General features: G+C 61.2%; 19 protein-coding genes and 1 other RNA gene. 14 read left to right on the forward strand and 6 right to left on the reverse strand.

Going from position 1 to position 21,026, the window contains the following annotated elements; all coding sequences use genetic code 11:
- Positions 1-149 precede the first annotated feature (149 nt).
- Entirely contained in the window at positions 150-692 is a 543-nt protein-coding gene (locus AC0JZ8_RS05060; protein WP_062454187.1) for an SH3 domain-containing protein, read from the forward strand.
- On the opposite strand, the gene AC0JZ8_RS05065 is transcribed toward AC0JZ8_RS05060, so the two are convergent.
- The gene (locus AC0JZ8_RS05065; RefSeq protein WP_062578597.1) at positions 685-1,677 is read right to left on the reverse strand and encodes an adenosine kinase; all 993 of its coding nucleotides are present in this window, start codon (positions 1,675-1,677) and stop codon (positions 685-687) included. The genes AC0JZ8_RS05060 and AC0JZ8_RS05065 overlap by 8 nt on opposite strands.
- Before the next feature lie 349 nt (positions 1,678-2,026).
- Between AC0JZ8_RS05065 and AC0JZ8_RS05070 the strand changes: the two genes are divergently transcribed.
- A complete protein-coding gene (locus tag AC0JZ8_RS05070; RefSeq protein ID WP_062454189.1) occupies positions 2,027-2,971 on the forward strand; it encodes an AEC family transporter in 945 nt (314 codons plus the stop codon).
- Between the two features lie 25 nt (positions 2,972-2,996).
- On the opposite strand, the gene AC0JZ8_RS05075 is transcribed toward AC0JZ8_RS05070, so the two are convergent.
- Positions 2,997-3,584 carry a c-type cytochrome gene (locus tag AC0JZ8_RS05075; protein WP_062454190.1) on the reverse strand — a complete coding sequence of 196 codons (588 nt, stop codon included), beginning with the start codon at positions 3,582-3,584 and terminating at the stop codon, positions 2,997-2,999.
- Positions 3,585-3,734: 150 nt separating this feature from the next.
- Here AC0JZ8_RS05075 and AC0JZ8_RS05080 point away from each other — a divergent pair, with 150 nt between their 5' ends.
- Together AC0JZ8_RS05080 and AC0JZ8_RS05085 are read left to right on the forward strand one after the other, a co-directional pair.
- A complete protein-coding gene (locus tag AC0JZ8_RS05080; protein WP_471891958.1) occupies positions 3,735-4,493 on the forward strand; it encodes a 3-deoxy-manno-octulosonate cytidylyltransferase in 759 nt (252 codons plus the stop codon).
- Positions 4,494-4,505: 12 nt separating this feature from the next.
- Complete coding sequence (locus tag AC0JZ8_RS05085) at positions 4,506-5,369, forward strand: prephenate dehydratase (protein ID WP_062454192.1); 864 nt, start codon at positions 4,506-4,508, stop codon at positions 5,367-5,369.
- An 18-nt stretch (positions 5,370-5,387) separates the two neighbouring features.
- On the opposite strand, the gene nudC is transcribed toward AC0JZ8_RS05085, so the two are convergent.
- Complete coding sequence (nudC, locus tag AC0JZ8_RS05090) at positions 5,388-6,344, reverse strand: NAD(+) diphosphatase (protein ID WP_471891959.1); 957 nt, start codon at positions 6,342-6,344, stop codon at positions 5,388-5,390.
- Complete coding sequence (locus AC0JZ8_RS05095; protein ID WP_471891960.1) at positions 6,341-6,751, reverse strand: HIT domain-containing protein; 411 nt, start codon at positions 6,749-6,751, stop codon at positions 6,341-6,343. The genes nudC and AC0JZ8_RS05095 overlap by 4 nt, the downstream gene beginning before the upstream one ends.
- A gap of 85 nt (positions 6,752-6,836) precedes the next feature.
- Between AC0JZ8_RS05095 and ffs the strand changes: the two genes are divergently transcribed.
- The 3 genes from ffs (at position 6,837) to AC0JZ8_RS05110 (ending at position 9,233) form a co-directional block, all read left to right on the forward strand.
- Positions 6,837-6,933: signal recognition particle sRNA small type (ffs, locus tag AC0JZ8_RS05100), an RNA gene on the forward strand.
- Positions 6,934-7,009: 76 nt separating this feature from the next.
- On the forward strand, positions 7,010-8,887 hold the full coding sequence (locus tag AC0JZ8_RS05105) for a DNA polymerase III subunit gamma/tau (protein ID WP_471891961.1): 1,878 nt from the start codon (positions 7,010-7,012) through the stop codon (positions 8,885-8,887).
- Positions 8,888-8,909: 22 nt separating this feature from the next.
- The gene (locus AC0JZ8_RS05110; protein WP_062454196.1) at positions 8,910-9,233 is read left to right on the forward strand and encodes a YbaB/EbfC family nucleoid-associated protein; all 324 of its coding nucleotides are present in this window, start codon (positions 8,910-8,912) and stop codon (positions 9,231-9,233) included.
- Positions 9,234-9,287: 54 nt separating this feature from the next.
- On the opposite strand, the gene AC0JZ8_RS05115 is transcribed toward AC0JZ8_RS05110, so the two are convergent.
- Positions 9,288-9,920, reverse strand: coding sequence for an MOSC domain-containing protein (locus AC0JZ8_RS05115; RefSeq protein WP_471891962.1), 633 nt, complete (start codon positions 9,918-9,920; stop codon positions 9,288-9,290).
- Between the two features lie 54 nt (positions 9,921-9,974).
- Here AC0JZ8_RS05115 and recR point away from each other — a divergent pair, with 54 nt between their 5' ends.
- Together recR and AC0JZ8_RS05125 are read left to right on the forward strand one after the other, a co-directional pair.
- Positions 9,975-10,580: a recombination mediator RecR gene (gene recR / locus AC0JZ8_RS05120; RefSeq protein WP_174195406.1), complete on the forward strand. Its 606-nt coding sequence runs from the start codon at positions 9,975-9,977 to the stop codon at positions 10,578-10,580.
- Between the two features lie 66 nt (positions 10,581-10,646).
- Positions 10,647-11,828, forward strand: a complete 1,182-nt coding sequence (locus AC0JZ8_RS05125; RefSeq protein ID WP_471893327.1) for a lytic murein transglycosylase — start codon at positions 10,647-10,649, stop codon at positions 11,826-11,828.
- An 18-nt stretch (positions 11,829-11,846) separates the two neighbouring features.
- Here AC0JZ8_RS05125 and AC0JZ8_RS05130 read toward each other — a convergent pair whose 3' ends face one another.
- The gene (locus AC0JZ8_RS05130) at positions 11,847-13,496 is read right to left on the reverse strand and encodes an MFS transporter (RefSeq protein WP_471891963.1); all 1,650 of its coding nucleotides are present in this window, start codon (positions 13,494-13,496) and stop codon (positions 11,847-11,849) included.
- A 290-nt stretch (positions 13,497-13,786) separates the two neighbouring features.
- Between AC0JZ8_RS05130 and rimP the strand changes: the two genes are divergently transcribed.
- From rimP to exbB, 5 genes are all read left to right on the forward strand, one after another.
- Positions 13,787-14,389: a ribosome maturation factor RimP gene (gene rimP / locus AC0JZ8_RS05135; protein ID WP_062454201.1), complete on the forward strand. Its 603-nt coding sequence runs from the start codon at positions 13,787-13,789 to the stop codon at positions 14,387-14,389.
- 61 nt (positions 14,390-14,450) lie between these two features.
- Positions 14,451-16,067 (forward strand): transcription termination factor NusA, encoded by a 1,617-nt coding sequence (gene nusA / locus AC0JZ8_RS05140; protein WP_113109286.1) that lies wholly within the window; start codon positions 14,451-14,453, stop codon positions 16,065-16,067.
- Entirely contained in the window at positions 16,064-16,747 is a 684-nt protein-coding gene (locus AC0JZ8_RS05145) for an RNA-binding protein (protein WP_062578573.1), read from the forward strand. Before nusA ends, AC0JZ8_RS05145 begins: the two co-directional genes overlap by 4 nt.
- 100 nt (positions 16,748-16,847) lie before the next feature.
- Positions 16,848-19,691, forward strand: coding sequence for a translation initiation factor IF-2 (infB, locus tag AC0JZ8_RS05150; RefSeq protein ID WP_062578571.1), 2,844 nt, complete (start codon positions 16,848-16,850; stop codon positions 19,689-19,691).
- A 374-nt stretch (positions 19,692-20,065) separates the two neighbouring features.
- Positions 20,066-21,025, forward strand: a complete 960-nt coding sequence (gene exbB / locus AC0JZ8_RS05155) for a tonB-system energizer ExbB (RefSeq protein ID WP_471893328.1) — start codon at positions 20,066-20,068, stop codon at positions 21,023-21,025.
- Position 21,026: the final 1 nt, after the last annotated feature.

The following is a 21,026-nucleotide window of genomic DNA, read 5'->3' on the forward strand; positions in this document are numbered from 1 at the left end:
TTGCAATCAGCTGCCATTAGGACGTCCTTAACCAAGGTGCGCAATAGTCGGAGGCATCCAGGGCGTTTTCTTAACAGACCCGTCGGCGAAGACAAACAAAACCTCGCATGGACAGGAACGCTTGTGGAATTTCAGCCGGAATGAGATTCATGCGCAGAACATTCTTTACATCCTTCCTTGCAGCCTCGATCGGGCTCCTCACCTGCCTTTCCGGCGCCGACGGCGCACTTGCACAGGGCGTTGCCAAGGGCGCAAGCGGTCTGCCGCTTCCCCGTTTCGTCAGCCTGAAATCGAGAAAGGTGAACATCCGCATCGGTCCGAGCACGGATTATGCGGTGTCATGGATGTACATGAAGTCGGGAACCCCGATGGAAATCATCCAGGAATACGACAACTGGCGCCGTGTTCGCGATGCCGAGGGCACGGAGGGCTGGGTCAACCAGGCCCTGCTATCGGGCGAGCGCACTGCCGTTGCAGCGCCGTGGATGCGCGGCAAGGGCAAGGACATCTATGTCAACATGCGCAACGAGCCGCAGCAATCCGCGGGCCTCACTGCAAAGCTCGAGCCCGGCGTGATGATCAAGATCAGCGAATGCAATGGCGACTGGTGCCATGCAGAAGCGAATGGTGCAGAGGGCTGGATCGCCCAGGCGGAAATCTGGGGCGCTTACCCAGGAGAGGCCTTTAAATAAGGCCTCTTTCCTTCGCCGCCTGCGCGAGCGAGACCATCGGCCGCGGCCCGATCTGCTGAATGACGATGGCCGCGACCAGGCAGCCAAGCTTGCCGCAATCCTCAAGCGAACGATCTGCGGTATAGCCGTAGAGAAAGCCGGCGGCGAACAGATCGCCGGCACCGGTCGTATCGACGAGTTCCTCGATGGCATAGGCCGGGATCGCGATCCGTTCCTTGCCACGCACGAGAACCGCACCTTCCTCGCTCAGCGTGATGGCCGCCAGCTTGCAATCGTGAGCGATCTTGCCGAGGGCGAGCTCGAAATCGTCCGTCTCGTAGAGCGACAGAAGTTCCTGCTTGTTGGCAAAGACGATATCCACGGTGCCGGATTTCATCAGCTCCAGGAATTCCTCACGGTAGCGACCGACGCAGAACGGATCCGACAGCGTCATCGAGACTTCACGACCATGCGCATGGGCGATGCGGGCTGCTTCGCGGATCGCATCCTTGGCGCGCGGCGGATCCCACAGGTAACCTTCGAAATACGTCACCTTCGATTCGGCAACCACATCTTCCTCGACATGTTCAGGACCGAGTTCGACGCAGGCGCCGAGATAGGTGTTCATCGAACGCTCGCCATCCGGCGTCACGAAAATCATCGAACGGGCGGTCGGGGGATGAACACCATCAGGCTTTGTCTCGTAGTGGACGCCCTGCGCACGGATATCATGCTGGAAAATGGTGCCGAGCTGATCGTTGGCGACCTTGCCGAAGTAGGCAGCCCTGCCGCCGAGACTGGCAACGCCTGCCGCTGTGTTGCCGGCGGAACCGCCTGAGGCTTCGACCGCAGGACCCATCTTCGAGTAGAGAAGTTCGGCGCGCTCGGCATTGATCAGGTTCATCGCACCCTTGATGATCGCGTTGTCGCCGAGGAATTGATCGTCGCAGCGCGCGAGGATGTCCACGATGGCATTGCCGATGGTTAGCACGTCGAATTTCGGCATCCGGCTCTGATCCTCTTTCGAATGAATGGATGAGAGAACGGGTATTCGCCTTTAGCCGTGATGGGAAGCAAAAAACGCTGTCGGCACTAAGGCTCCAAAAATCCGCAGCTGTCATTCTCCCGTCATGGTGAGCCGCTAGATAACGATCATCCGATTGCTGATGTCGACCACGGATGAACTGGCGACGAAGCGTTTGGACACCCCTGGCTGGACCGGGGAAGGAAGCGGGGATCAAGCCCCGCTTTTCTGTTTTCGGCTTTCGCCTGCAACGGGTTTGCGCCCGACGCATTTGTCGTTCAGCCAGATCTGCGCTAGACGCAGATAACAGTCTCCTCCGAAAGCCGCCTCCGTGTCGTCAGTCTTCGCCAATGTGCTGCCCGTCTTCATCCTGATCCTGATGGGCTGGCTCGCCGCCAAAACCGGGCTTTTGAAGGCCGAAACCGGTGACGCGCTGGGGGAATACGTCTTCAAGATCGCGGTTCCGATGCTGATCTTCCGGACGGTTGCGGACGCCCATTTTGGCGGCGTCTCTCCCTTCGGGCTGTGGAGCGCCTATTTCATTGCCGTTGCCGTCACATGGACGACCGGGCATCTGATGGCCACGCGGTTCTTCGCACGGGATGCCAAGGTCGGCGTCATCGCGGGCATGTCGAGTGCGTTTGCCAACAACATCTTCATCGGCCTGCCGTTGATCGATCACATGGTCGGCAAGGAAGGGCTTCTTGCCGTCTCGATCCTGCTCGCCATCCATCTGCCGATCATGATGATCGCCGGCTCGATCCTGATGGAGGGGGCAACTGCGCGGGTCGACGGCACACAGAAGCGCACGCTTTCCGTGGTTCTGCGGCAGGTCGCCAGCAACCTGGTCCGCAATCCGCTCGTGATCGCGATCGCGATCGGGATACCGTTCAATCTTCTGGGCTTCTCGATCCCCACGTCCGTGCTGCCTGTCGTCAACCAGATCGCCGCCTCAGCCGGGCCGGTGGCGCTGATTTCAATCGGCATGGCGCTGACCCGTTATCCGATCCGTGGCGATATCAATCTCGCCACGGCCGTTGCAGTCCTGAAGCTTACCCTGATGCCGGCGATCGTGTTCGCCACAAGCCATGCGATCGGGCTGCCGCGGGACTGGGCGGCCGCTCTGGTTTTGACCTCTTCTGTTCCAACGGGCATCAATGCCTGGCTGATTGCCCAGCGGTTCAGGTCCGGACAAAGCCTTGCCGCCTCGACCATCAGCATCACGACAGCGTTCGGCCTTATCACCGTAAGCTTCTGGGGTTGGCTGCTGTCGTGATCGGAATGTCTGCCGCCGGGTGGGATCAATTCGTCGGGGCGGGAGCGGGTGCAGCGCCGGGTTCAGGCAGTGGCGCAGGGCTATCAGACTGTTCGCGGATATAAGCAAGCAGGTTGCCGCGTTCCTTGTCGTTCTTCAAGCCGGCAAAGCCCATCGCTGTCCCCTTCACGTAGGCCTTGGGCGCAACGAGGAAGTGGTTGAGGTGATCGAACGTCCAGGTCTCCGCGCCGCCCTTGGAGAAATCCTTCATGGCAGCAGAGTAGGAAAAGCCCTCATGGCTGGCGATCGGACGGTTTACAACACCCCATAGATCGGGACCCACCTTGTTGGGGCCTCCCTTTTCAATGGAGTGACAGCTCTGACACTTCTTGAATACCGTTGCGCCGGCAGCGGCATCGGCACCTGCCATCAGCTGACCAACAGGGACAACTTCCGCGGCACCGCCACCGGCAGCCGCTTCGCCGCCGGCTGGCTCTTCCAGCGCGGCGATTGCAAATCCTTCCTTCTCAGGCGACGGCGAGTGGAAAATCCCCTCCGACGCGATCGATACGGACATCATCACGAAAACCGTGGCAAGCAATGCGCCTACCGACATGTTTACATAGGGATTCATCAGCAAATTCTCCTCACCGGCCCGCCGTCCCAAAGCAGGCACCTTGAATTTGTTTGGAAGCTATGTCTTTTGCAGAGGCCTTGCAACACGATACGCTCGTTCTGCTTGAGACTTTTTGCCACTGCGCAGGCTGGACTGGAAGGTTTTACGATGACTTACACGGCTTTCGACCGGACGCTCGTCCTCATTCCAGCACGAATGGCGTCGACGCGCCTTCCCGGCAAGCCGCTCGCAGACATCGCCGGGCTGCCCATGATCGTGCAGGTCGCAAAGCGCGCCGAGGAGGCCAATGTCGGTCGCATCGTCGTTGCCGTGGACCATCAGGACATTTTCGATGTGGTGAAAGCTGCAGGCTTCGAGGTGGTCATGACCCGCGAAGACCACCAGTCGGGTTCCGATCGGATCTTCGAAGCGCTGACCAAGGCGGACCCTGACGGCAAGGTGGAATACGTCATCAACGTGCAGGGCGACCTGCCGACCGTGGAAGCCGACGTCGTGCGCGCCTCGCTCAAACCGCTGCTGGACAGCCCGCAGACGGATATTGCCACGCTGACCGTCGAAATCACCGAAGAGCACGAGAAGACCAATCCGAACGTGGTCAAGATCGTCGGTTCGCCGTTGTCAGACACGCGGCTGAAGGCGCTCTACTTTACCCGCGCCACAGCCCCTTACGGCAACGGCCCGCTCTACCACCACATCGGGCTTTACGCCTATCGCCGCACTGCGCTTGAGAAATTCGTGACGCTCGGCCCTTCGGTGCTCGAAAAGCGCGAATCGCTCGAGCAGTTGCGGGCACTCGAAGCGGGCATGCGCATCGATGCCGAAATCGTCGCATCGGTGCCGCTGGGCGTCGACACGCCGGCCGACCTTGAAAAGGCGCGTGCCATCCTTTCCTCCCGCGGTTTGTAACGGATCAGCCTCATGAATGCCTCGACCAACCGCATTTCCTTCCAGGGTGAATTCGGCGCCAATTCCGATATGGCGTCCAGGGACATGTTTCCGGACATGGAACCCCTGCCCTGCCCGACCTTCGAGGATGCGTTCCAGGCGCTGGAGAACGGTGATTCGGATCTCGCAATGATTCCGATCGAAAACACCATCGCCGGACGTGTGGCCGACATTCACTACCTGCTGCCGGAATCGCGTCTGCATATCGTCGGCGAATATTTCATGCCGATCCGGTTCCAGCTGATGGTGTTGCCGGGTGTGGAGCGCGAAGAAATCCGCACCGTCCACAGCCATATCCACGCGCTTGGCCAGTGCCGCAAGATCATCCGCGCCAATGGCTGGAAGGCCGTTGTTGCCGGCGACACGGCGGGTGCTGCGAAACTCGTTTCCGAAAAGGGCGACCGCTCGATGGCGGCCCTTGCGCCACGGCTTGCGGCCAGTCTCTACGGGCTCGACATCCTCGCCGAAAATGTCGAGGACACGGAAAACAACGTCACCCGTTTCGTGGTTTTGTCGCGCGACGAGAAGTGGGTGCAGCGCAACGAGGCGGACGACGTGATCGTCACCACCTTCGTGTTCAACGTGCGCAACATACCGGCTGCGCTTTACAAGGCGATGGGTGGATTTGCCACCAACGGCATCAACATGACGAAGCTCGAAAGCTATCAGCTGGGCGGCAAGTTCGTGGCGACGCAGTTCTACGCGGATATCGAGGGGCATCCGGACGATGCCCCCGTGCGGCGTGCGCTGGAAGAACTGCGCTTCTTCTCCGAAAAGGTCCGCATTCTCGGGACCTACAAGGGCCATCCGATGCGCGGCGCGCTGCAGAAAGGCTGACGGGCGGAAGCGCTCCTTTCAGCGCTTCCAGTCGATCCAGTCGCGCATCAGCCGATAGGCAATCGCTCCCTTGGCGGGGCCGAACGGCTTGTCATCCGGGCCTGCCTCCAGCATCGCCTGCACCTCGGCGCGCGAAAACCAGCGAACGTCAGACATTTCGTGGGCATCGATGGTGATCTCCGTCGACGTCGCCTCGGCGAAACAGCCGATCATCAGCGAATGCGGCATCGGCCAGGGCTGCGATGCGTGATAGCGCACGCGTCCGATCTCGATCGCCGATTCCTCGACGGTTTCACGTCTGACGGCCTGTTCGATCGTTTCGCCGGGTTCGACGAAGCCAGCCAGGCAGGAATACATACCCTCCTGGAAATGATGGCTGCGTCCCAAAAGGCAGCGTTCGTTTTCCTCGTCGATCGTCATCATGATGACGACGGGGTCGGTGCGCGGAAACATCATGTGCTGACACTGTGTGCAGACGCGCTTGTAGCCGCCGATCTTCATTTCGGTGGGCGAGCCGCATTTTCCGCAGAAGATATTGGCGGCATTCCAGTTGAGCAGCGACACCGCCTGGGCGACCTCCCCCTGAAGCTCGTCATCGAGCAGGCCTTCCCGGAAGAGAGCGCGTGCCTCGGTCGGCTTGTAATGGCTTGCGAGTTCTTCATCGGCGATCGTGACCGGGACAGCGACGCGCGGCTCACCGTTCTCGTGATGGCCGAGCAGCACGGCCCGGTCGAAATCCGGCTTCAGCTCCGCCAGCTCGTAGGCGGCAAACAGCGGATCGAGGATCTGGCCATCGTGCTTCAGTATGACCCGGCTGCCGGAAAAGGCGAGGATATGGGTGCCATCGACGGACAGCGCCTTCTCGATGCAGTCGTCTTCCCGGTTTTCCGCCTGCCGGTCGAGCTTGTTGCCGGAGAACGCCGTGAGACTGCTTGGATCGGGATGCGGTGTATCGGTATCGAATATGCTGCTCATCGGGAAAGCTTTTCCATCAGTGTGTTCACGAGGGCCTGCCTCTTTTCGCTGTCATACGGTTCTGCGGATCCGTATCCCCAGATCGGGCCCGGCCAGTTCGCATCGCCTTCGAAGCGGGCAATCACATGAACATGGAGCTGCCGGACGATGTTGCCAAGCGCACCGACATTAATCTTGGTCGCGCACGTTATCTCCTTCAAGGCGGCCGCAACATGATTGACCTCGGCCGACAGGAGCGCCTGATCCGCTTCTGAAAGCTCGAAGATCTCGGTCATGTCGGCCCGCTGCGGCACCATGACAAGCCACGGCCAGCGGCTGTCATTCTGGATCCGCAGCTGACAGAGATCGAGGGTGGCGATGAGATCGGAGTCCCGCGCAATGCGCCCGTCCAGTTCGAACTCGCTCAAGCATTCCTCCTAATGTTTTTATCTGGTCGTAGTTTTTTACAGGCTTGGCTTGCATTTGGAAGCGTTATTGACGATATGAGCGGTGGGAGGTTGGTGGTGGACGAGCCACTCGCCAACCGGGTCAGGTCCGGAAGGAAGCAGCCCTAACGAGCCAGGCACGGGTCGCCGTGCCAGCCTCCCACCCTCTCATCTTGGTCAGCATCCGGCGCGCTCAGTCTCTGACGGCCGGAATGGCCCGTACAGGCTGGCAGGATTTTCATGAGCGACGACGGGCCGACATATTCCAGCAACCCGACTGCGCCGACGCCTTCCGGCAGTGGCTACCGGGTTCTCGCCCGCAAATACCGTCCCAAGGATTTTTCCGACCTGATGGTCGGCCAGGAGCCGATGGTGAGAACACTCACCAACGCCTTCGAGACCGGCCGCATCGCCCAGGCCTATATGCTGACCGGTGTGCGCGGTGTCGGCAAGACGACGACTGCCCGCATTCTGGCGCGTGCGCTCAATTACAAGACCGCCGAGATCGACCGCCCGACGATCGATCTGCGTATCCCCGGCGAACACTGCCAGGCGATCATGGAAGGTCGGCATGTCGATGTCATCGAGATGGACGCAGCCTCGCACACCGGCATCGACGATATCAGAGAGATCATCGAGCAGGTGCGCTATCGTCCTGTCTCGGCGCGCTACAAAGTCTACATCATCGACGAAGTGCACATGCTCTCCACGCAGGCCTTCAACGGCCTGCTGAAGACGCTGGAAGAGCCGCCGGAGCATGTGAAGTTCATCTTCGCGACGACGGAAATCCGCAAGGTGCCGATTACCGTCCTGTCGCGCTGCCAGCGCTTTGACCTCCGCCGGATCAGTGCTGCCGATCTCGTCGGCCTGTTCACGACCATCCTCGAAAAGGAAGGTATTCCGGCCGAGACCGAGGCACTGTCGATGATCGCGCGCGCGGCTGAAGGCTCCGCTCGCGACGGACTGTCCCTTCTCGACCAGGCGATTGCCCATGGCGCAGGCCATGTGGTGGCCGATACCGTGCGCGGCATGCTTGGCCTTGCCGACCGCGCCCGCATCGTCGATCTGTTCGAACAGATCGTGCAGGGCGACGTGACGGCTGCCCTTTCCGAATTCACCGCACAATACGAAGCCGGCGCCAACCCTGTCGTGGTTCTGACCGACCTTGCGGACTTCACCCATCTCGTCACGCGCTTCAAATATATCCCGGAAGCGGCGGACGATCCTTCGCTGAGCGAAGTGGAGCGTGTGCGCGGTCGCGAATTTTCCGAGACGATCGCCGTCAGCACCCTGTCGCGGATCTGGCAGATGCTGCTCAAGGGCATTCCGGAAGCGGAGAACTCTTCCCGCCCCGCCGGTGCCGCCGAAATGGTGCTGATCCGCCTCACTCATGCCGCCCACCTTCCCTCGCCGGAAGACGCGGCGCGGCGGCTTGCCGACCTTTCCGGTGGCGATGGCCAGCGCGGAGCGCCCAATGGGAACGGCGGCGGCAATGGCGCAGGCCAGACTTCGTCATCGCAGCCGCCGCTCAATGCCCGCGGGATCGATATGCAATCGCAGCGGATGCCGTCAGGCGGACCGACGGCGATGCTGAAAGCCGTGCCGAACGACAACCCGCGCGAGATGCCGATCGGCCGTGTCGAGGAAAAGCCCGAGCCCAGCGTTGCGGTTCGCTCGCTGGCCGACATTGTCGATCTCTGCTCCAAGAACCGCGACGCGAAGCTGAAGGCGCTCGTGCGCAATTTCGTGCGGCTGGTGAAGATCGAGCCGGGCCGGCTCGACATGCGCCTGACCGACGGCGGACCAACGACGCTGCCAGGCGAACTCGGCGTCAAACTGAAGGAATGGACCGGCATCCACTGGATCGTCTCCCTCAGCAAGGAAGACGGTTCGCCGACATTGGTCGAGGCAGAGGGAACAGCGCGCGAAGCGCGGCTGACCGATGCCCGCTCCGACCCGGATGTCGCGGCGATCCTGTCGCAGTTTCCCGGCGCAAAGATCACCGACGTCCGGATCCGCGTGAGCGAGGACGAAATCGACGCAGACGAATTGCCGCCGCCAGCCGTGGTGGAAAGCGCCGAGGGCGATATCCTGCCGGGCGACGACATCGAACTTTAAAAATCAGGAAGAGGAGATCCCGATGCGCGACATCATGGGCATGATGGGCAAGGTCAAGGAAATGCAGGCCAAGATGGAGAAGATGCAGGCGGATATCGCCGCTCTCGAAGTCGAAGGCACGGCCGGTGGCGGCCTCGTGACGATCCGGATGAACGGCAAGGGCGACATGCTGGGTCTGAAGATCGATCCGTCCCTGTTCAAGGAAGACGAATCCGAGATCCTCGAAGACCTGATCATTGCAGCGCACAAGCTGGCCAAGGATCGGGCAGAAGAAATCACTGCCGAAAAGACCAAGGAACTGACCGCCGGCCTGCCGATTCCGCCCGGCATGAAGCTGCCGTTCTAAGCCGAGACCGGCGTTCCCTCTGGGAACCGTCTGCCGGCAAGACCTGCCTATTCGCTAGAACTTGGCGGGTTTGCCGGCTTCGATCGCCTCTCGCATATCGGCATGGATGGGTGCGGATAGAAACCGCTGCCGGTCGTCATCTCCCAGACGCTTGCCGAATTTGGTCAGCAGTTCCGGGATGGAAACCCTCGTTCCTTGGTACGCACTGAATTCAACGGCATCGCCCGCCGACGCAAAACCCGGCGTCAGCACCCGGCAGTAGATGCCGGGGCGAGCAGCCGTTCGGTAGGCTTTGACGAAAGTCGGATCGCCCATCTTGGCGGCAAGCGTCGCGCAGGGTGTGCGGGCGGATGTCGCCTGCAGAACAAGCTCGGCACCGATGCGGAAACAATCGCCCGCGGCCACGTCGCGGTTGTCGAGCCCTTCGATCACGAGGTTTTCGCCAAAAGTGCCATCCGGCAGATCGCGGCCGAGTTCCGACCGCCACCAGTCGAGCGTGAGGCTGCCTTCGAGCAGGATCGCCTGCTCCGGGCCACCATGATATTTCGTATTGCAGACGGCATCGCCGACCAGGCCTTCAACATCGATCATGACTGGATTTTTCATCGGCATCTTGTTGATGCCGGTCTTGTAGCTCTTGCCCGGAAGCTTTTCCGGATGACCAAGGCAGAGGCTAAGAAGTTTCATTCGGCTGGTCCTTCGTCGATTCCGTTTCCCCTGCATATGGGCTAAAGGAGAACCATGGCAAAGCGAGTCACCGGCCCCGAAATCGAAAAACTCATCCAGCTTCTGGCGAAAGTACCGGGTCTCGGCCCCCGTTCGGCCCGCCGGGCGGCATTGCATCTCATCAAGAAGAAGGACCAGTTGCTCGGTCCGCTGTCGAACGCGATGGGCGAAGCCTATGACAAGGTGAAGATCTGCTCGCGCTGCGGCAATGTGGATACGTCCGATCCCTGCACCGTCTGCACCGATATCCGTCGCGACCAGTCGACGCTGATCGTCTGCGAAGATGTGTCCGATCTCTGGGCTCTGGAGCGCGCAGGCGCGATGAACGCGGCCTATCACGTGCTGGGCGGCACGCTGTCGCCGCTCGATGGTGTCGGGCCGGACGATCTCAACATTCGCGGACTGATCGACCGGGTGAGCGAAGGCGTGGTCAAGGAAATCATCATCGCGGTCAACGCCACGGTCGAGGGACAAACCACAGCACACTATATAACCGACCAGCTGGCCGGCATCGATGTGAAAATCACCCGGCTGGCGCACGGCGTTCCTGTCGGCGGCGAGCTCGACTATCTCGACGAAGGCACACTGACGGCGGCACTTCGGGCACGAACGGCGATCTGAGGAGATTTCATGCGCAAGACACTCATCGCCCTTGGCGCCATCCTTTGCCTGCTTCCGCTGCCCGTGATGGCCCAAAACAAGCCGGATGTGGAAAAGCAGTTCCAGCGATGGATCGCCAGCGATCTTGGGCCGGAAGCTCGCAAAGCCGGCATTTCCGAGCGGACGCTGGAGACCGCCTTTGACGGCATCGCCCTCAACTGGACCCTGCCCGATCTGGTGCCGCCGGGCTCCAAGCCGCCGAAGAGCCAGGATCAGAGCCAGGCGGAGTTCTCTTCCCCCGGCGCCTATTTCTCCGAAAAGCGGCTGCAAGGACTGGCGGCAACGGGTCGCGGCCTTGCGTCGACACATGCCGCGACGCTGAAGCGGATCGAGGCCGCCTACGGCGTTCCCGGTGAGATCGTGGTCGCCATCTGGGGTCGCGAGTCCGGTTTCGGCAAGGCACGGCTTCCCTATTCGGCACTCGAGGTTCTCGCGACCAAGGCCTTCATGTCCACCCGCAAACTGATGTTCCGCGAGGAGCTGATCGCAGCGCTGATGATGATCGAGCGCGGCGACGTGGATGCCGCGACGATGAAGGGTTCTTGGGCCGGCGCTCTCGGCCAGCCGCAATTCATGCCGACCAGCTACCTCAAATATGCCGTCGACTTCGACAAGGACGGGCATCCGGATATCTGGAATTCCGTACCCGACTCGCTGGCATCAATTGCCCACTATCTACAGCAGGAAGGCTGGCAGCGCGGTCGTGACTGGGGCTTCGAGGTTTCCATTCCTGCCAAGGTTTCCTGCGCCCAGGAAGGCCCGGATCTGGCAAAGCCGATCTCCGCCTGGGCGGCGACCGGGATCACCCGCATCTCCGGCAAGGCCTTTCCTACGGCGGATCTCAAGGCATCCGGCATGATGCTGGTACCTGCCGGCCGCAACGGACCGGAATTCGTCGTCACGCCGAATTTCTACGTGCTGAAGGAATATAACAACTCCGACCTCTATGCGCTGTTCATCGGCAATCTGGCTGATCGTATCGCCCATGGTGCCGGCGCCTTTGAGGGCTCGTGGGGTGACGTTGGCAAGATGCTTCGCTCCGACGTGCTTGCCATGCAGAAGGCGTTGGTGGCCAAGGGGTATGATGTCGGCAACGTGGATGGTCTGCCGGGTTTCAAAACCCGCCGGGCGCTTGGCGACTGGCAGGCCAAGAATGGTCTTTCGCCGACCTGCTATCCGGATGCGTCGCTGAAAAGCCGGCTCAAGTAACGGACCACAGCCTTCGCCTTAGTGGTGAAGGTCGATATGCGGCTTGTGCATGATGTCGGAGGGCGGCGGGATCGTCTGCCGCTCGATCATGCGATGAACCTTCGGTTCCTCATCGCCCTGATGCAGCTTGCGGATCGCGTCCCAGATCTCCGCATCCATCTGCATGCGCCGCTGATTGTGGCGCACGTAATCTGCCCAGGTGGCGGTATGATAGGTCTCCGTCCAGACGTCGGGATGTTCGAGATCGCGCATCAAGGCCCACTGCCTTGCACCGTCCCGGATCCGCACCCGTCTGCGGCGTGCCATCAGGGTCAGGAATTCGGGGATGTCCGCCTCGCCGATCAGGTAATCGATCTGGAGCACGATCGGCCCGCTTCGTGGCTGCAGCGCGAGGCTGAGAAGCGGCGCGTTGAAGCGGTTGAGCGGATCGAGATTGACATCGCCGAACTGCGGCAGCGGCATGCGCCAGCCGACGAGAGCGCCGACAAGCATGGCGAGGCTCGCGATAGAGAGTGCAACCGACGCGCCAAAGTTTTCGGACAGAAGACCCCACATCCAGCTGCCCGCAGCAATGCCGCCAAATGTTGCCGTCTGGTAGAAGGACAAGGCACGGCCGACGACCCAGCGCGGCGTCGAAAGCTGCACGGTGGTGTTGAACAGCGATAGCGCAAGAACCCAGCAGGCGCCTGGGAACAAGAGCGCAATCACCGTCAGTGTCGTGTTCGTGCTTGCGCCGATCACGGCGGAACTTGCGGCAAAGCCGACAAACGCGAACCGGACGATCCATTCGCTGGAGAACTTTTCCCTGAGCCTCGCATTGGCAATGGCACCGGCGACGGCGCCGATGCCGAAAGCGCCCAGCATGATGCCGTAGGTGAACGGGCCACCGGACACGAGATCGCGGGCGACGATCGGCAGAAGGGCCAGAATGGCGCTTGCGGTCAGGCCGAACAGCAGGCCGCGTAGCAGCACGTTCAGAATATTCGGCGACATCGCGACGTAGCCGAGGCCGGCAGACAGCGCCCGCAGCAGGGTTTCGCGCGGAAGCGAATCGTCCGCACGCTGCGGCTTCCAGCGAAACAGTGCGTAGATGATGGCGAAATAGCTCATCGCGTTGACCGCGAAGGCCGCGGCAGCACCTGCTGCTGCGACGATCGCGCCACCGATCGCCGGGCCGACGCTGCGGGTGATGTTGAAGCCGACGCTGTTCAGCGTCACCGCGGTCGGCAGGAACTCGCGCGGAACGATATCGCCGACCGAGGCCTGCCAGGACGGGTTATTGAGAGCCGTTCCGCAGCCGATCAGGAAGGTGAACATCAAAAGCAGCCACGGCGTCAGTAGGCCGAGATAGGCAAATACTGTCAGCGTGATCGACACTATCAGCATGAAGAACTGCGCCGTCAGCATCAGGCTGCGGCGATTGTAATTGTCGGCCAGTGCTCCGGCGACAAGTGAAAACAGCATGATCGGCAAGGCGTTGGACGCCTGCACCAGCGCCACCATGTCTTGCGAACTGGCGATCGCCGTCATCATCCAGGCGGCACCGACGGCCTGGATCAACCCACCGAAATTCGACGCGATGCTGGCAATCCAGATCATTCGGAACGTCGGCAGCCGAAACGGCGCCAGCGTCGAAATCCGATCGGGCAAGTCTCTTCCTCCCATCATTGCACTGTCACCAAAGGGTTATAGACCTGAAGACCACAAATTCCACCCGCGTCATGTCCTAAAATGCCCGATGATGGAGATCTGCTGTCACCGACCCCATCACGGACCGGAGCGAATGCGACGAGTCTTGCGGCGGTCTTGCAATCGCCGGTGTGAAAGCGTATATGCAGGCCATATTCTTGATCGTCCGATGAAGAGTGGGCCCTCCCGGACCCGCTCTTTTTTGTTAGGCGATCGCTTTTCTCCCCCTCGTCCGGAAACCGGACAGGGAGCACGAATTCGGAGGGCGCATGCCACAAACCGACAGCGAACCGCGCCTGATCGTCGAGACCGGGCTTGAACTCAGAGTGGCCGAGATCATCGAGCCCGTTCTGACATCCATGGACTTCCGCCTCGTGCGCGTCCGGATGCTCAATCAGAATGGCGCGACGCTGCAGATCATGGCCGAACGCAACGATGGCACGATGGATGTCGAGGGCTGTGAAGCTGTCTCGATGGCGATCTCGCCCGTTCTCGATGTGGAAGATCCGATCGATCGGGAGTATCATCTCGAAGTATCGTCGCCCGGCATCGATCGCCCGATGGTGCGCAAGTCCGATTTCGAGCGCTGGAACGGCCATATCGTGAAATGCGAGACGTCGATCCTGGTCGACAATCGCAAGCGTTTTCGCGGCAAGATCACCGACGTCACGTCCGAGGGCTTCACGATCGACCGCGATCAGGTCGCCGATGGCGAGACACAGCATTTGCTCATTCCGTTTACGGCGCTGTCCGAAGGAAAGCTTGTCCTCACCGACGAACTGATCCGCGACGCGTTGCGGGCTGACAAGGCGGCCAAGCAGCAGGCCGCCAATCAGAACGACGAAACCGACGAAGACACTGACGAAGAATAACCGACAGCACGCCTTCCTTTGAGAAGGTCGCACATAGCTCGACTTACGGAGACCAACGACAATGGCAGTGAGCGCAAACCGGCTTGAACTTCTGCAGATCGCAGATGCAGTAGCCCGCGAAAAGGTCATCGACCGCGAAATCGTGCTGGCTGCGATGGCCGACGCCATCCAGAAGGCCGCCCGCTCGCGCTATGGTTCGGAAACCAACATCCGTGCCGACATCAATTCCAAGACCGGCGAGATCCGTCTCCAGCGTCTGCTGGAAGTGGTCGATGTCGCCGAGGATTACGGCACGCAGATCCCGCTGACGCTGGCGCTCGATCGCAACGTTGACGCCAAGATCGGCGACTTCATCGCCGATCCGCTGCCGCCGATGGATTTCGGTCGTATCGCTGCCCAGTCTGCCAAGCAGGTTATCGTCCAGAAGGTGCGCGAAGCGGAACGTGACCGTCAGTTCGACGAGTTCAAGGACCGCGTCGGCGAAATCGTCAATGGCACCGTCAAGCGCGTCGAATATGGCAACGTCATCGTCGACCTCGGTCGTGGCGAAGGCATCATTCGCCGTGACGAGATGATCCCGCGCGAAAACATGCGCTACGGTGACCGCGTTCGCGCCTATGTCTACGACGTGCGCCGCGAACAGCGTGGCCCGCAGATTTTCCTGTCGCGTACCCATCCGCAGTTCATGGTGAAGCTGTTCACCATGGAAGTGCCTGAAATCTACGACGGCATCATCCAGATCAAGTCCGTTGCCCGCGATCCTGGCTCGCGCGCCAAGATCGCTGTCGTTTCCAACGACTCGTCGATCGATCCGGTCGGCGCCTGCGTCGGTATGCGCGGTTCGCGCGTTCAGGCCGTCGTCGGCGAACTGCAGGGCGAAAAGATCGACATCATTCCGTGGAGCCAGGATCCGGCATCGTTCATCGTCAACGCGCTGCAGCCGGCTGAAGTCTCCAAGGTTGTTCTCGACGAGGACAGCGAGCGGATCGAAGTCGTGGTTCCCGACGAGCAGCTGTCGCTGGCGATCGGTCGTCGTGGCCAGAACGTCCGCCTTGCATCGCAGCTGACCGGCTGGGATATCGACATCATGACGGAAGCCGAGGAATCGGAGCGCCGCCAGAAGGAATTCAACGAGCGCACCAACCTGTTCATGGACGCGCTTGATGTCGACGAGATGGTTGGCCAGGTGCTGGCGTCCGAAGGCTTTGCCGCCGTTGAAGAGCTTGCCTATGTCGAGCTCGACGAAATCTCGTCCATCGACGGTTTCGACGAAGACACCGCGACCGAGATCCAGACCCGTGCCCGCGAATATCTTGAGCGGATCGAATCCGAAAACGATGCGAAGCGCGTCGCACTCGGTGTTGCCGACGAGCTGAAGCAGATCGACGGCCTGACCGGTCAGATGCTGGTCGCGCTTGGCGAAGACGGCATCAAGACGATCGAGGATTTTGCCGGCTGCGCGGCCGATGATCTTGTCGGTTGGAGCGAGCGCAAGGACGGCGAGACCAAGAAGTTCGAAGGTCTGTTTTCGAAGTTCGAAGTTTCGCGCACCGAAGCTGAAAACATGGTCGTGCAGGCCCGCCTGCTGGCTGGCTGGATCACCGAGGCTGATCTTGCCACAGAAGAAGCACCAGAGGCCGAAGACGCCGAGGAGGCGCCTGCCGCCGAGCGGGAATGATCCCGATTGGCAATGAACCAGACGACGATGCAGACGACGAGCTTATCGTGAATGACCGTACCTGCATCGTCACCCGTGAAGCCGGATCACCGGAAACGCTGATCCGCTTCGTGGCCGGGCCTGATGGTCAGGTTGTTCCCGATCTCAAGCGTCGCCTTCCGGGGCGGGGCTGCTGGGTAAAGGCCGAACGGGCGTTAATCGACCGGGCGGTCCAGAAGAAATCCTTCGCCCGCGCGTTGAAAACGGACGCTAAGGCGGATGCCGATCTCGGGGCGACGGTCGACAGACTGCTCGCGGCCGATCTGATCGGCATGATGAACATGGCCCGCAAGGCGAGCCAGTTTATCTCGGGCGCGACGAAGGTCGATGCCGCAGTTCGCTCCGGCGGCGCGATTGCCGTCTTTCATGCCTCAGACGCTGCGGCAGACGGTATCCGGAAGATCGATCAGGCCCGCAAGGCCTTCAAATTCGGCTCGAATGCCGAGGAAGAAATTCCATCCTTTTTGCTCTTCACGGGGGCCGAACTGGACGAAGTGATGGGCCAGAATGCTTTTATCCATGCCTGCGCGCTTGCGGGACAGGCGGGTGAAGGTGTAGTGAAACGCGCAAACCTACTTGAACAGTACCGCAAGGGCGGTCTGTCCCAGACAAAAGGTGTCGCTGACATGCCGAAACAATGACGCGGTTACCGGTTTTTGCCGGACGCACATCGATATGTACGAATTGAACGACAGGCACTGATGGCTTCCATCTGTTCCTGTCCGAAGGAACAGGAACGGAATGACTGATAACAACGACGACAAGACACTGGGCGTGAAGAAGACCCTTACCCTGAAACCATCGGGTGTGACCCAGGGTACTGTGCGCCAGGACATGGGTCGCGGCCGGACCAAGGCGGTCGTCGTCGAGACGGTCAAGCGCCGTCCGACCCGTCCGCTCGACGAAAAGCCAATTACACCGATCGCAGCACCGGCCCCTCGGCCAGTCGAGGCAGCCGCTCCTGTAGCGCCACGCCCGCAGCCGGCAACCCCTGCAGCGCCGGCACCAGCCGCCCCTGTGGCCGCCGCCGCACCTGCAACCCCCGCCCCTGCTGCACCCGTCAGCCAGCCTAGCCCGCCGCAGCCGCGCGTCCAGCAGCCTTCATCGCAGGGATACCGCCCCGGTTCTTCGCAGGGCCAGCGCCCTTCGTCATCGCAGGGTCAGCGTCCCTCGTCGCATCAGGGCCAGCGTCCGCAGCAGCCGTCACAGCCGCAGCGCCAGCCGCAGCGTTCGGGTGGTGCTGTCCTGCACGACCTGTCCGCAAGCGAGATGGATGCACGCCGTCGCGCACTCGTCGAAGCCCAGGCGCGCGATGTGGTCGAAGCCAAGCAGCGCGTCGAGGATGATGCGCGCCGTAAGGTAGAAGACGAGCGCCGCAAGGTCGAAGAAGCAGCAGAAGCAGCACGTCTGGCCGAAGAAGCCAAGGCACGCGCCGCCGAGGAAGCTCTGCGTCCGGCACCGGTTGCGCCAGCGCCAGCCGCTGCAGATCGCAACGCCAATACCCAGGACAACCGTAACTCGGCTCGCCCGACGCCGGGAGCCGCACCTGTTGCCGCCCCCGTCATCGGACGTGGTCGCCGCAACGACGAGGAAGAGGATCGCGCACCTGCCCGGACCATTCCAGGTCGCGGCCGCGTTGCAGCGCCCGTTCCTGCCAAGCCACCGACACGCCCGAAGGTCGAAGAAGGCCGTCGCCAGGGCAAGCTGACGATCACCGCTGCCAGCACTGATGATGACGGCACCGGCCGTGGTCGTTCGATGGCTGCCATGCGCCGCCGGCAGGAAAAGTTCCGCCGCAGCCAAATGCAGGAAACCCGCGAAAAGGTTATGCGCGAGGTGATCCTGCCTGAGACCATCACCATTCAGGAACTGTCGCAGCGCATGTCTGAACGCGCCGTCGACGTTATCAAGTACCTGATGAAGGAAGGCCAGATGATGAAGGCCGGCGACGTCATCGACGCCGATCTCGCTGAAATCATTGCCGGTGAATTCGGCCATACGGTCAAGCGCGTTTCGGAATCGGACGTTGAAGAAGGTATCTTCAACCAGATGGACGACGCCGGCGAAATGGTGTCGCGTCCTCCGGTCGTGACGATCATGGGTCACGTCGACCATGGCAAGACCTCGCTTCTCGACGCGATCCGCCAGGCCAACGTAGTTTCGGGTGAAGCCGGTGGCATCACCCAGCATATCGGTGCCTATCAGGTCGAACAGAACGGCCAGAAGATCACCTTCATCGACACCCCCGGCCACGCCGCCTTTACGGCCATGCGTGCCCGTGGTGCCCAGGCAACGGATATCGCGATCCTCGTGGTTGCAGCCGACGACAGCGTGATGCCGCAGACGATTGAATCCATCAGCCACGCAAAGGCTGCCGGTGTTCCGATCATCGTGGCGATCAACAAGATCGACAAGCACGAAGCCAACCCGGACAAGGTGCGCCAGCAGCTGCTGCAGCACGAAGTGTTCGTGGAATCGCTGGGCGGTGAAGTTCTCGACGTCGAAGTTTCGGCCAAGAACAAGACCAATCTCGACAAGCTGCTCGAGGCAGTTCTGCTGCAGGCCGAAATTCTCGACCTCAAGGCAGATCCGGTCCGTACGGCAGAAGGCATCGTCATCGAAGCTCAGCTCGACCGTGGCCGCGGTGCGGTTGCAACCGTGCTCGTCCAGAAGGGCACGCTGAAGCCTGGCCAGATCATCGTTGCCGGCGATCAGTGGGGCCGCGTCCGCGCGCTCGTGACCGACAAGGGTGTTCACGTCAAGGAAGCCGGCCCGGCCATGCCGGTCGAAGTGCTCGGTCTTTCCAGCACTCCGGCTGCCGGTGACAAGTTTGCCGTCGTTGAAAACGAGAGCCGTGCTCGCGAGATTTCCGAATATCGCCAGCGGCTTGCCCGCGACAAGGCGGTTGCTCGCCAGTCCGGTCAGCGCGGTTCGCTCGAGCAGATGATGAGCAAGCTGCAGAATACCGGCTACAAGGAATTCCCGCTGCTCATCAAGGGCGACGTTCAGGGTTCCGTCGAAGCCATTATCGGCGCTCTCGACAAGCTTGGCACCGACGAAGTCCGCGCCCGCATCGTCCATTCGGGCGCAGGTGCGATCACCGAGTCGGATCTTGCGCTTGCCGAATCCTCCGAAGCAGCGATCATCGGCTTCAACGTCCGTGCCAACGCACAGGCGCGCATAGCGGCCGATCGTGCCGGCACCGAGATCCGCTACTACAACATCATCTACGATCTGGTGGATGACGTGAAGGCAGCGATGTCGGGTCTGCTTTCGCCAGAACGTCGCGAGACCTTCCTTGGCAATGCCGAGATCCTCGAGGTGTTCAACATCACGAAGACAGGCAAGGTTGCAGGTTGCCGCGTCGTCGAAGGCAAGGTCGAGCGTGGTGCAGGCGTCCGCCTGCTGCGCGACAACGTTGTCATTCACGAAGGCAAGCTCAAGACGCTCAAGCGCTTCAAGGACGAAGTCGGCGAAGTGCCGATGGGTCAGGAATGCGGTATGGCGTTCGAAAACTACGAAGATATCCGCGCAGGCGACACGATCGAGTGCTTCCGCGTGGAGCACATCACGCGCACGCTGTAAGTTTAGCGCTGCCGAAACCATCAACCGCCGAAGAGAAATCTCCGGCGGTTTTTTCGTTTGTGCGGAGCTTTGGGAGACAGGCTGCGGCTGGCAGCAGGGCCATGCGGACCAAATCATGACGGAAGCAGTCAAATTTAAGCGATACTCTCCCGATTATAGTTGCCAACCACACTCATGTTTATTATCGCATAGCGGCAAGCCGCCGCCCTCAGTTTTCGGACCGGCTGAATGATATCGAGCCGTTGGGCCAACTGAGCCTTCCGGCGACCAGTCGGAGTATCGCTGCCATGTCCGTTGTCCCGAAGTCTCACCTCGACAGGAAGCAGTTGCGCGTTGCCGGGCCCGGTCCCCTCGTGACAACGATTGCGGCCTTGATGCTGATGACGACAAATGCGGTCGCGCAGGTCGAGGCGCCTGCACCGGAAGCGCCTGCTCCGGCACAACAGACGGCGCCGGCCCTTGATCCTCCAAGCGCTGCTCCTACGACACAGCAGACCCCGCCACCCGTTCAAGACGCAACCCCGGCAGAACCTGCTGCTCCCTCCGTGACGCCAATCGAGCAGGCTCCGGCTGCAACGGGTGCACCTTCCCCCGAAGCACGCGCCGATATTCCTCACAATCTTTCGCCCTGGGGCATGTTCATGGCGGCCGACTGGGTGGTGAAGGCCGTGATGATCGGCCTTGCCATTGCCTCGCTTCTCACATGGACGATCTGGATCGCAAAGACGCTGGAGCTGATGGGCGCCCGTACCCGCGCAAAGCGTGTCCTGAAAATCATCCAGGGCGCGCATACGCTGCCTGAAGCGCTTGAGACGACGGGCCGTCGCGGCGGGCCTGCGGCCCTGATGCTGCGTGCCGCGACGGAAGAGGTGGAGCTTTCCGAAGCAGCTCTTGATTACGCGGAAACCGGTGGCGTCAAGGAGCGCGTGTCTTCGGTTCTGTCGCGCATCGAAGCCTATTCCGGACGGCGCATGGCCCGCGGCACGGGCATTCTTGCCTCGATCGGTTCGGTCGGTCCGTTTGTCGGCCTGTTCGGCACGGTCTGGGGCATCATGAATTCCTTCATCGGCATTTCGCAGTCCAACACGACCAACCTTGCGGTCGTGGCACCCGGCATCGCCGAAGCGCTGCTTGCGACCGCCCTTGGTCTGGTCGCCGCAATTCCTGCTGTCATCATCTACAACGCCTTCGCCCGCTCGGTCACCGGCTACCGCCAGCTGCTGGCCGACGCTGCTTCCGGTGTCGAAAGACTGGTCAGCCGCGATCTGGATTTCCGCAAGGTGCCGCCGGGCGGACGCAGGCCTGCGTCGATGTCTCTGGTCGCGGGGGAATAAA

Source organism: Velazquezella soli (genome assembly GCF_977018685.1).